The following is an 11,429-nucleotide window of genomic DNA, read 5'->3' on the forward strand; positions in this document are numbered from 1 at the left end:
GTGGTGCCGACCGCCCCGGCCCCGCCGCCGGTGACACCGATCCCCGGCTGGTCGTGGCCGGCGTCGAGGTGGCCCGCTACGTCGTCCGGCCCGACCTCGCGCCCGAGCACGGACCGCGGCCCTACCTGCACCCGGTGCGTACCCGCGCCGGCACCCCGGTCACCGACGCGCTCCCCGCCGACCACGTCTGGCACCTCGGTGCCTCCCTCGCCGTGCAGGACGTCGACGGGGTCAACCTCTGGGGCGGGCGCACCTACGTGCGCGGCACCGGCTACACCTGGCGGGACGACCACGGCGTCATCGCGCACACCGGCTGGCGGGAGCGGGCCGCCGACCGGCTGGCGCACGACCTCGACTGGCGCGACCGCACCGGCCGCACGCTGCTGCGCGAGCGGCGCCGGCTCACCGCCGTCCCGGCCGGCGCCGACGCCTGGTGGCTGGACCTGTCCACCACGCTCACCGCCGCCACCGGCCGCGACGTGCACCTGGGCAGCCCGGCCACCAACGGCCGCCCCGGCGGGGCCGGCTACGGCGGCTTCTTCTGGCGGGCGGCCACCGCCGACGAGGCCCGGGTGTTCACCGCCGACGCCACCGGGGAGGAGGCGGTCAACGGCTCGACCGCGTCCTGGCTGGCGCTCACCGGCACCGGGCCGGGGGGCGGGGCGTACACCCTGGTCTTCACCGGTCTGGGGCCCGGCGACCGGTGGTTCGTGCGGACCGCCCTGTATCCGGGGGTCTGCGTCGCGTACGCCTTCGACCGGCCCGCGGTGGTCCGTGCCGGCACCCCCCGGCGCGGCCGGCACCGGGTGCTGGTCGCCGACGGCCACCTGGACCGGGCGGCCGTCGCGGGCCGGCTCGCCGACCCGACCCGGGACTGACCGCCGGGGTGGCCGGGCCGGCGCAGGCCGAGGGGAGACCGTTCCGGCGGCGGGTCAGGTCGGCGGGGGAGCGAGGCTGTCCCGGTGGACCAGTTCGGCGGGGAGGGTCTCCACCCGGTCGCTGCCGTCGGCCGCCTCGAGGGCCAGGGTCATCGCCCGCGCGCCCAGCTCGGCCAGGGGCAGCCGGACCGTGGTCAGCGCGGGGGACACGTCGGCGGCGACCGGCATGTCGTCGAAGCCGACCACGGAGACGTCCGCCGGCACCCGCAGCCCGCGTCCGCGCAGCACGCCCAGGGCGCCCACCGCCATCGAGTCGTTCAGCGCCACCACCGCCGTCAACCCCGGCACGGCGTCCAGCAGCTCGGCCATGGCCCGCGCCCCGCCGTCGCGGGTGAAGTCCGCGTACCGGACGTGCTCCGCCGGCAGCCGCCCGGCCAGTCCCTCGTGGAGGCCGGCCAGCCGGTCGGTGGTGGTGGTGAGCGTCGCCGGGCCGGCGATCACGGCGATCGCCCGGTGGCCGAGCCGGCGCAGCTCGCCGCCGATCAGCCGGGCGCCCTCGGCGTTGGCCGGCAGCACGGCGTCGCCCCGGTGCTGGTGCCGGCCCACCACGGCCACCCGCCCGCCGGCCGCCGCGTACGCGCCCAGCCGCTCGTCGAGCACCGCGTTGACGGCCGGGTCGTGATAGCCGGAGCCGGCCAGCACGATCGCGGCCACCTGCTGGGCGCGGAGCAGGTCGACGTACTCCACCTCCCGCTCCGGGTCCCGGTAGCTGTTGCAGATGATGACGAGCCGCCCCCGTTCGGTGGCGACCCGTTGCAGCCCTCGGGTCAGCTCGGCGAAGTACGGGTCGGAGACGTCGTGCACCACCACGCCGACCACGCTGCGCTGCGGCCGGGCCAGCAGTTGGGCGTGTGCATTCGGCACGTACCGCAGCTCGGCGACGGCCCGCAGCACCCGCTCGCGCAGCTCGTCCGCGACCGGTTTGCTGCTGCCGCTGATGACCCGCGACGCGGTCGCGGGGGAGACGCCCGCCCGGCGGGCGACGTCGGCCAGCGTCGCCATGCCACCCCCCTCGCTCACCCGTGGCGAGAGGCTACCGCAGCAGCGGGGGGAAAGCCGTTGCCTGATCGGCCGGCCCGGGCCGCCTCACCGGGTCGAGGCGGTCGGCCGGGAGGTGGTCGCCGTCGTGCGGACGGCCTTCACGATGGCCGGGATCGAACCGATCAGCAGCACCAGCGCCCAGACGATCGCGACCACCGCGAAGACCAGCGCGCCGAGGTCGTCGGTGATGCTGACCAGGATTCCCGGCACCAGCCGGTGCAGGAACTCCAGCACCACCGTGCAGAGCAGGGTGGTCAGCGCCAGCAGCACCAGGCCCCTGTTCTGCAGGAAACGGGGCTGGGCGAGCAGCAGCAGGCCGGCCCAGACCAGCTTGAGCAGCAGCACCAGGCCGAGCAGGGCGGCCGCCTCGCCGACCGGGAAGAACCCCCACACCGCGAGGTACGCCAGGGTGCCGAACGGCGCCGCCAGGAACAGCGAGACCAGCACGGTCAACTCGACGAACGCCACGATCAGCAGGACGAAGGAGACGATCAGCAGCACGATCGAGAAGACCAGGGTGGCCACCCCCTGCACCCGGCCCTGCACCCGCTCCGGCAGCACCAGGCTCAGACAGAACAGCCCGGTGGTCCAGAGCGCCACCACGTCGATGAGGGCCAGGTAGCCGGTGCCCCGACCGGACGGCTCGGTGACCCCGCCGACGTCACCGAGTTCCACGTCGAGCCGGCCGGCGCTCTCGCGCAGCGCGGCGCCGGCGTCCCCGCCGCCGGTGAGCAGCGCGGCGCCCAGTTCCAGCCCCACCACCAGGGCGACCGCGAGCAGCGCCAGCAACAGGAACGGTTTGCGCAGCTCACCCATGACGTACCTCCCCGCCGGTCAGGACCGGGCGACGGTGACCGTGCACCCGCCACCTCCCGGACAACCCAGGACCACCTCGGTGGCCTTGTCGACGGCCACCTTCGCCACCGCCGTACCGTCGTCGCCCGGCGTCACCTCGTCGCGCACGGTGACGTCCGCGTCCCCCGGCGCCGGGGCGCTCACCACGAACCGCGCCCCGCTGCGCAGCACCAGCGTGTGCAGCCCGCCGGGATCGGCGACCCGCAGCACGCAGCCGGTGGTGAAGCCGACGACGGTGCCCGCCGCGGTCGCGGTGGGCGCCGGCGCGGGCGGCGCGCAGTCCACCGTGACCGTGGCCGGGTCGACCGCGCTCCGCTCGCCACCGAGCCGGCTCAGCCAGCCGGGCCGGGCGGCCGGATCGCCCCGGTCGTGCCGGCCGCCGCCGACCGCCACCAGGTAGAGCACCACCAGCAGCGCCGCGAGGGCGGCGAGCAGCAGCTTCTGCCGGCCGCTCATGCCGCCGCCTGGTCGGTGACGCGGCGCGGTCCCGGCGCGCCGGGCCGCCCGCTCCGGTCGCTCAGCCCGCTCAGCCCGCTCATGGCGCCAGCAGCTGGGTGAAGCGGATCTGGTCGATGCCGGCGAAGTACCGGTCGGTGCCCTGCGTCTTGCTCACCACGACCAGGGTGAGCGTGTGCGGGCCCTCGGCCAGCCGGACCGTGCCCACGTCGACGATGTCGGTCCTCACCACGGTCGGGGTGAAACCGAGGAAGGTGTCGCCGACCTGCCGGCCGTCCACCAGGAAGATGGTGTTGGCGTAGTCGAACGACGTGGTGCGCGACGCCGACAGCCGCCAGGTCCCCGCGGCGGGCAGGTCGACCGGGACCGTCACCCGGTCGCCGACCGAGCGGCCCTGGAAGAACAGCTGGGCGTTTCCGGACCAGGTCACCTGGCAGCAGTTTGGCTGCGCCACCACGGTCGCCGCGACCGGGCCGCGGGACTGCACCGTGGCCTCGCCCACCAGGCCCTCCGCCTCCAGGGTCAGCTCCCGGGCCCGCGGGGGCGGCGGCGGGTCGCCTCCGTCGCGGGTCACCAGGAAGCCCACCACCCCGGCCACCACCAGCACCAGCGCGGCCGCGGCCGCGATCCACGGCCACGGCGTACGCCGGGGTGGCGCGGCCGCCCGCACGTCGTAGGTCACCCGGCCGCTGGACCGGGAGCTCTCCTCGGGCGCGGTGTTCGCCGAGTACGCGAAGCCCGTCATGTCGTAGCGCCGGGGCGGGGTGCCGGCCGGCACGGCGAGCCGGACCAGGAAGGACACCGAACCTTGTCCGGGCACCACCCGTTGCGGCTCGGCCACCGTGAACCAGCCGCGCTGGCTGCCCTCGCCGGGGGCGACGTCGAAGACCACGGTGTCCGGCGCCGCCCCCGGGTTGGAGACGGTGAAGGTCAGCTCCCCGTTGTTGCGGGCGTCCAGGGTGAACTGCTCGGCGGCGGCGACGACCGCCCACTCGGTGGTCATGACGACTCCTCTACGGCTGATCGGGCAGGACAGGGGAGGACACCTGGGCCCGGCCGACCGCGCGGACCCCCGCCACCCCGATGGCCTCCGCCCCGGCGGTGTCCGGGCCGGTGGTTTGCGGGTTGGCGGGATCCGGGCCGGCGGGGTCCGGGTCGGCGGGGTCCGGGTCGGCGGTGTCCGGGCCGGTGGTTTGCGGGTCGGCGGGGTCCGGGGCCGGGCCGGTGACGATCTCGACGGTGACCGCGGCGGGCTTCTCCGCCTCGACGATCCGGGTGATCACGGCGAGCTGGCCGGCGGCGGCCGGCGGCACCCGCACCACCACGTGGAACGGCCGGTCGGCCGGCTCGTCCAGCCCGAAGCCGGTCACCCCGGTGGCCAGCTCCAGCGCGGTGCGCATCCCGTACGGGGTGCCTCGCCAGCGGGCCAGCAACGCGCCGTGCGCGACCAGGTCCCGCAGCCGACCCAGCGGCAGCGGCGGTGGCGCGTCGGCGCGCGGCGCGGCCACCACGTGGTCCATCGCCACCCACCGGGTCAGGTACGCCACGAACCCGTCCGGCGTCCGGTAGGGCGCGAAGAGTGAATCGACGTCGGCGAGCACCGCCTCGTCCGGGGCGTGCAGCGCCTCCATCACGTCCAGCAGCGCGCCCAGCACGCTGCCCGGGCCGGCGGCCCGCTGGTAGGCCGGGGGCAGCAGCCGCTCAATCGCCGCTCGTCGCATCCTGCCGCACCACCTCGATGTCGTGCTCGCCGGAGCAGAGCAGCCAGGTGCCGGGGACGGTGACCACGTCGGCGGTGGCCTGGTTGGCGCTGGCCGCCCAGTCGACCGCGTCGGCGCTGCGGTACACGCCGCGCTCACCGCCGGCGAGGATCAGCCGGGCGGTGCCACCTACGCCGGCGGACGGCACGGTCGCCGCGATCGCGTCGACCGGAACGAACCGGGTCCGGTCCCGCAGCGGCAGCCCGCAGTTGACCATCACCGGCTGCCACTGGGGCTGGGCGGCGAGGGTGTCCAACCGGACCACGCCGCCGCTCTGCGTGGCGGCCAGTGCGAGGCTGCCGCTGAAGGCGAGCTCCCGGCAGGTGCCGCCGATCCAGCCGGCCTGCACGGCCTGCCACTTGACGTCCGACTCGAACAGCCGGGTCCGGTGGCAACCCTGCCCGGGCTTGCGCGGGTCCGGCTCCCCGGCGCCGCTCCACAGCAGGGTGGCCGGCCCGTCGTACTGGACGGCGAGCACCCGGTTGTCCACGTTGGCCAGGCCCACATGGGTGAAGGTGCCGGGGCGGCCGGCCGCGGTGGACAGGTAGACGCCGAACCCGGCCTGCGCCGCGACCGCCACCCCGGGCGCGCCGCGCTCGGAGACGAACGACCCGACCGCGTAGAAGCCGCGGTCGGCGTCGGCCGGATCGACCAGGATCTGCAACGGCACCGCGCCGGGCAGCAGCGAAACCTCGTACAGCCCGGCGTCGGTGGCCAGCAGCAGCGCCCCGGCGCCGTCCCGGTCGATCCACGCCAGGTCCCGCACCCCGGAGTCCAGCCCGGTCAGCGGCGTCCACGTCTCGCCCAGGTCGGTGCTCAGATGCACCCGGGAGCCGCCCGAGTCGCGCGCGGTCACCACCGCCACCGAGCCGGCCCGGGGCACGATGCCCGGCCGGACCGGGGCCGGGGCGGGCACCACCCGCACCACGCTCTCCCCGTCGAACCGCCCGGCCGGCTCCCAGCCGGCTCCGGCGTTGGTGGAGCGGAACAGCACCGGGCCCCGCCCGGCGTACCAGGTGCCCGGCTGGTACTGGTCGACGGCGAGGGCGCGGACCTGCGCGTCGGGCGCCTCGTCGACGACGAACCGGACCGACTCGACATAGCGCACGCCCGGCTCGGCGTGCTCCAGCATCCGGTACACGTTGGAGGCGCGCAGCGGCTCGCCGAAGGCCCAGCCGGTCGGGTTGAGTGGGGTGGGCAGCGGACTCAGCGTCTGGTGCAACCGGTCGTGGATGCGCCGGCGTACCGCGTCCACGTCCTCCTCCCGGCGCACCACCACCCGGGCCCGGATGGAGACCGCCTTGTAGCGGGCCCAGCCGGCCCGGACCGCGGTGCCCAGCGCGCGGCGCCGTTCCAGGTCGGCCGCCACCCCGCCGCGGGCCTCCTCGACCTCGTGCTCGCGCAGCACCTCGACCGGCAGCCGGCCGCCGGGGCGGGCCTGCTCCGGCACGTACGGCACCAGCACCACCTCGACCTCGCCCGGGCGGGCGAAGCTGTACACGGCCGCCCGGGTGAACGCCCGGGCCCGGGCCACCGCGCCGGAGCCGGCGGCCAGGATCTCGTAGTCCCGGGCGGTCACGGCCCGCTGCTGGGCGAAGAACTCGTACGGCCCGCGGGCCAGCGCCGACTCCAGCGACTCCAGGTCCCGCCCCCCACCGGCCGGCTCCGGATTCTCCACCCGCAGGCCGGGCAGCGGGTCGCGCAGGCTGGTCAGGGTGCCCGCCGCGACGTTCCCGGCCGGGCCGCCCCCGCACCGGTACCAGAGCCGCACCTGCCGACCGGCCGGCGGCACCGCCGCCACCGTGGTCACCCCGGCCACCGCCGCCCGCCCCGCCTCGCCGCCGGCGGCCCCGGGAGACCCGGCGGGCGCCGCCCCGGGCCCGGGCGTCCCCTCGTCGCCCGGCCCCGGTCCTCGGCTGTCCCCGCCCGGCCCTCGGCTTTCGGCCCCCGGTCCTCGGCTGTCCCCGCCCGGCCCGGCCGGCGGGCGCAGGTCCAGCGCGGGCGCGAAGGTGACCACCCCGGACGCCCGGTCCACCAGGTAGACCTTCGCCTGCGGGCCCAGGCCGGCGAAGCTGTCCACCGGCCGCCAGATCTCGTACGTGCGCCCGTCGTGCTCGCGGGCCGCCACGCCCAGCTCCACCGAGCCGGCCGGCACCTCCACGCCGAGCAACAGGTCCAGTGGCTCCGCGGTCCGGGCCAGCGGCGGCCGGGCCGCCCGGAACATCTGGCCGGCCTGCCCGGTGCCGGTGCCGAGCAGTTCCGCCTCGACCACCTCGCAGTGGTGCAGGCGTACCGTCACCTCGGTCTCCCCGGCGGGCAGCAGGGCCGGCTCGGTGGTCACGAAGACGACCGGCCGGGGGTCGGCGCCACGGGCGGCGGCGACCCGGGTGCCGGCCGGGATGCGGACCGCGCCCCGGTCGGGCCCGGTCCGGCTGAACCGGACGTCCGCCCAGGCGGCGCTCGGCGGATGCCGGGTCACCCCGAGCAGGTTCAAAAACGCCACGTACGCCTTCTCCGGCAACTGGTTCAGCCGGTAGATCATCACTTCGGTGAGGTACGCGAACGCCTCCAGCAGCGCCATGCCGGGATCGTGCGCGGAGAGGTCCGTCCAGTCCGGGCAGGACCGGCGGATCCGTTCCCGCGCCTCGGTGACCAGGTCGAGGAAGGCGCGGTCGTCGAGGTGCGGCACGGGCAGCGTCATGACGTTCCCTCCTCGGCGGGTACGCCGGGATCGTCGGCGGGCAGCAGGTCGACGGAGAAGACCAGCTGGCCGGGGGAGAGGCTGGCCCGCACCCGGTAGTCCAGCCGGATCACCAGCCGCCACGGGTCGTCCGGGTCGGGCCCGGCGTCCACGTCGATCACCTCGACCCGGGGCTCCCACCGCCGGACGGCCTGCCGGACGTAGTGGATGGCCAGGCCGGCCGTGGTGTCGTCGTTGGGGGCGAAGACCAGCCGGTGCAGCCGGGAGCCGTACCCGGGCCGCATCAGCCGCTCCCCGGGCGTGGTTGACAGCAGCAGGTACAACGCCTGGCGTACGGTCTCGTCGCCGTCGGTCATGGCCAGCCCGCCGGCGGCGGTCAAGCCCAGGCCACCGGCGCGACCGGCGTCGAAGCCGGCGCCGACGAAGCGGAACGCCCTCATCCGTCCGCCCCCAGGAAGGTCTGCCGCGGGTCGCGGACGGTGTGGTGGACCAGGCCCGGCGGGGTGCCGTCGGTCAGGCCGTCCAGGTTCGACAGCACCACCCGGTGCCCGTCCACCCGCAGCCAGGAGCTGTAGCCGACGGTGACCCGCAGCGTCGTGGCGCACGGCTTGATCGTCGGACCGTAGTTCGGGCAGGCGGTGATGTCCCGCCCCTCCGGGTCGGCCTCCACCAGCACCGGCACGCCCTGCACGGTCAGCCACTGCTGCGACGGGCGGTTGGCCACCCGGCCGTCATGGTCACAGGTGATCAGCGAATCGCGGTGTATCCAGCGCATCAGCCACCTCCGAGGGCGCGGGCGAGGGTGCGGGCCTGGTTGGCGGCGGTGGTGGCGTCCTCCGCCGCCGGGGCGTGCTGGAAGTCGACGGTGCGGGCGCGCACCACCATGGCCCGGCCCGGCGCGGAGAGCACCAGGTCGCCGGCCGCGTGCACGGTGGTCAGCCCCGGGCGCAGCTCGACGAAGCTGCCCTCGTCGGTGGCCATCCGCAGGGTGCGCCCGTCGTCGTCGATGACGATCGACTGGCCGGTGCCGGTCCGCATCGACCAGCGCCGGGACCGGCCGGCGACGATGCCCGCGTCGTACGGCTCGATCGCCCCGAAGAGCGAGCCGAGCACCACCCCGGCAGCCGGCTCGCCGCCGGGCAACGCCACCAGCACGGTGTCCTCGGGGTCGGGCAGCGCCACGATGCCCCGGCCCCGGCCCGCCCCCGGACAGACCACGGCCAGCCAGCCCGCGTCCAGGTCCCCGTACGCGGGCAGCGTCACCCGGGCCCGGCCGAGCCGGTCGGGATCGTCGACGTCGGTCACCGTGCCGAGGGTGACCGTGGCCGGGGCGGGCGCGGCGGGCGGCGGCGGCTCCGGCGGGACCGTCGAGAAACGGGTCAGGTGGCCGTTCGCGTCGACGGTGTGCACCACCTCGGTCAGCACGTACACCCCGGCGACCGGTTCGGGGACGCCGGCCAGGGCGATCCGCCGGCCGGGGCGCAGCGTCGGATCGCCCTCGGCGGTGCCCTCGGCGGTGACCAGCGCGGCCACCCGCGCGTCCAGCCCGGCCTGGGCGAGGGCGGCCAGCTCGTCGTCGCTGCGCCCGGGCTGGTCCACCGCAGTACGCACGCCGTCCGCCCCGACCTCGCCCGGGTCGGGGCGCAACGGGACCCGCCGGCCGGAGCGGGCCTCGTCGGCGTGCTGGCGCAGCGGTTCGGCGCGCTGCGGGTGCCAGCCCAGCGCCACGGCCTCGCCGCCGGCCCGGTCCAGGTTCTCCGCGATCCGCAGCAGGTGCACGGTCGCGCCGAGGGTCAACGGGACCGGCTCGCCGTACCCGTCGAGGGTCAGCAGGCGCAGCCGGTCACCGTCCACCGCCAGGTGCAGGCCGGCCCGGCCGGTGACCTCGCGCAGCAGCTCCAGGTCGGTGTGTCGGTGCTGGAGCAGCCGGTCCAGCCGCGGCCCGTCGGTGTCGGCGTCGACGGTGAGCCCGACGTCGGCGCAGAGTTCGGCGGCCAGCTCGGCGGCGGTCACCGACTCGAACACCCGCAGCTGCTGCCGCTTGCGCAGCCGGTGCAGCGGGTCGTACGCCCGCACCCGCAGCAGCGCCGCGCCGTCCCCGGCGTACTCCACCTCGACGCCGGTGACCTCCCCGCTGAACAGGGCGTCCGGCTGGCCGTCCAGGCGGACGTCGAGGGCGGCACCGGGGCGTACCGGCGGGTCGAGGGCGGCGGCGCCGGGCGCGCTGCCGAGGGTGAGTTCGCACTGGGTCGGCCGGTCGAGCCGGGCGGCGACCCGGATCCCGCGCAGCCGGCGGCCGTCGGCGAGCGGGGTGCCGTCGATGCTGACGGCGGCGGCCCGGATCACGGCGCGCTCCCCGCTCCTGCGGCGGCCCGGATCACGGCGCGGCGTCCGTCCGGTTGGGGGTGCCGGCCGACGGTGACGGCGGCGGCCCGGATCACGGCGCGCCCCCCGTTCCTGCGGCGGCCCGGATCACGGCGCGGCGTCCGTCCGGTTGGGGGTGCCGGCCGACGGTGACGGCGGCGGCCCGGATCACCGCGCGCCTCCCGTCCCGGCGGTGGCCGGCGTCTGCGGCGCGCCGGTGGCGGTGAGCGGCGGCACCGCGAGGGCGGTACCGGCCGGCACGGTCAGCGGGTCGCTGATCCGGTTGTGTTCGGCGAGCAGCCGCCAGCGCAGCGGCGAGCCGAGCGCGTCGTGGGCGAGCAGGTCGAAGCGCACCCCGGACCAGCCCGGCTCCGCCGCGCCGTCGGCGGCGGCCACCACCGCGGACCCGGTCGGCACGGTCGGGGTGCTCGCCGTGGCCAGCTCCTCCTCGAAGCCCGCCTGGGCGGCCTCCGCGTTCTCCGCCATCCGGACCAGCTTCAGCCGCAGCCAGGAGCGGCGGGGCGTGCCGGTGAGGGTGAACGCGTCGAAGCGTTCAGCGATCGCCACGATGACGCCCGGCACGTTCCAGGTCTTGCCCCAGACCAGCCGTACCAGTGGTGGCCGCAGCCAGCCGTGCTCGGCGGTGGAGTTCTCCGCCAGCATCCACAGCGGACGGGTGAGCGCGCGGACGTCCTCGGGGCGTACCTGGGACTCCACGAAGTCGATGTCGAAGAGCAGGTCCAGCACCAGTTCGGTGCGCCCGCCACCGGTGAAGACCAGCGGGTCGTCGGCCAGCCCGGCCCCGGTGAGCCGGCCGTCCGGCGCGCCCCGTGGGCGTACCCCGGCCAGCCGGGTGACCTGCACGGTCTCCGGGTTGAGCAGGCAGTCCACCCGGGTGCCGGACTCGTCCACGAGGAAGGCGACGCGTTCCATCAGTCACCCGCCTGTTCCCGGTCGAGCCGGCGCAGGTGCGCGGCGTCCGCGGCGCTTGCCGCAGGCACCCACAGCTCGCGGTCGTGGGGCAGCGCCGGCCACGGGTCCCACCCGGCTGTCCCGGGTACGGCCGGCCGCGCCGTCGGCGGACGAGCCGGTCGGTCACCGTCCTCCTCCGGCAGCGCCGGCCACGGTCCGGTCGCCGCGCCACCCCGGCGCGCGTCCCCCGGACCGTGGCCACCCGCCGTCCCCGGCTGCGGGTGCATCTGTTGCTGTCCTGGCGACAACAGATGCACCCAGAGACCGGCCGCCGTCCCGCCACCCACGTGCCCGCCGCCGACCGGGTGCGGGACGTCGTACGCGCTGAGCGGGTGCGGGGCG

Annotated in this window: 11 protein-coding genes; 1 reads left to right on the top strand and 10 read right to left on the bottom strand. The window is 76.6% G+C overall.

All coding sequences use genetic code 11. From position 1 onward, the window contains the following. The coding region (locus tag LQ51_RS04925) for a DUF6807 domain-containing protein (RefSeq protein WP_052744753.1) at positions 1-878 on the top strand (878 nt) is incomplete at its 5' end. 54 nt (positions 879-932) lie between these two features. Here LQ51_RS04925 and LQ51_RS04930 read toward each other — a convergent pair. From LQ51_RS04930 to LQ51_RS04975, 10 genes are all read right to left on the bottom strand, one after another. Next, positions 933-1,940, bottom strand: a complete 1,008-nt coding sequence (locus tag LQ51_RS04930) for a LacI family DNA-binding transcriptional regulator (protein WP_046563470.1) — start codon at positions 1,938-1,940, stop codon at positions 933-935. An 84-nt stretch (positions 1,941-2,024) separates the two neighbouring features. Next, a complete protein-coding gene (locus LQ51_RS04935) occupies positions 2,025-2,795 on the bottom strand; it encodes a hypothetical protein (protein ID WP_046563460.1) in 771 nt (256 codons plus the stop codon). A gap of 18 nt (positions 2,796-2,813) precedes the next feature. Further along, a complete protein-coding gene (locus LQ51_RS04940) occupies positions 2,814-3,290 on the bottom strand; it encodes a hypothetical protein (protein ID WP_046563461.1) in 477 nt (158 codons plus the stop codon). Positions 3,291-3,369: 79 nt separating this feature from the next. Beyond that, positions 3,370-4,293, bottom strand: a complete 924-nt coding sequence (locus LQ51_RS04945) for a carbohydrate-binding protein (RefSeq protein WP_046563462.1) — start codon at positions 4,291-4,293, stop codon at positions 3,370-3,372. A gap of 10 nt (positions 4,294-4,303) precedes the next feature. Further along, positions 4,304-5,011, bottom strand: a complete 708-nt coding sequence (locus LQ51_RS04950) for a phage tail protein (RefSeq protein WP_046563463.1) — start codon at positions 5,009-5,011, stop codon at positions 4,304-4,306. Continuing rightward, positions 4,992-7,751 (bottom strand): putative baseplate assembly protein, encoded by a 2,760-nt coding sequence (locus tag LQ51_RS04955; protein WP_046563464.1) that lies wholly within the window; start codon positions 7,749-7,751, stop codon positions 4,992-4,994. Before LQ51_RS04955 ends, LQ51_RS04950 begins: the two co-directional genes overlap by 20 nt. Then, entirely contained in the window at positions 7,748-8,191 is a 444-nt protein-coding gene (locus LQ51_RS04960; protein WP_046563465.1) for a GPW/gp25 family protein, read from the bottom strand. Before LQ51_RS04960 ends, LQ51_RS04955 begins: the two co-directional genes overlap by 4 nt. Further along, complete coding sequence (locus LQ51_RS04965) at positions 8,188-8,526, bottom strand: hypothetical protein (RefSeq protein WP_046563466.1); 339 nt, start codon at positions 8,524-8,526, stop codon at positions 8,188-8,190. The genes LQ51_RS04960 and LQ51_RS04965 overlap by 4 nt, the downstream gene beginning before the upstream one ends. Then, positions 8,526-10,097, bottom strand: a complete 1,572-nt coding sequence (locus LQ51_RS04970) for a phage baseplate assembly protein V (RefSeq protein WP_046563467.1) — start codon at positions 10,095-10,097, stop codon at positions 8,526-8,528. Before LQ51_RS04970 ends, LQ51_RS04965 begins: the two co-directional genes overlap by 1 nt. A 186-nt stretch (positions 10,098-10,283) precedes the next feature. Beyond that, entirely contained in the window at positions 10,284-11,048 is a 765-nt protein-coding gene (locus LQ51_RS04975) for a CIS tube protein (RefSeq protein WP_046563468.1), read from the bottom strand. Between the last annotated feature and the right edge of the window lie 381 nt (positions 11,049-11,429).

Source organism: Micromonospora sp. HK10, assembly GCF_000982955.1.
Lineage (GTDB): Bacteria > Actinomycetota > Actinomycetes > Mycobacteriales > Micromonosporaceae > Micromonospora.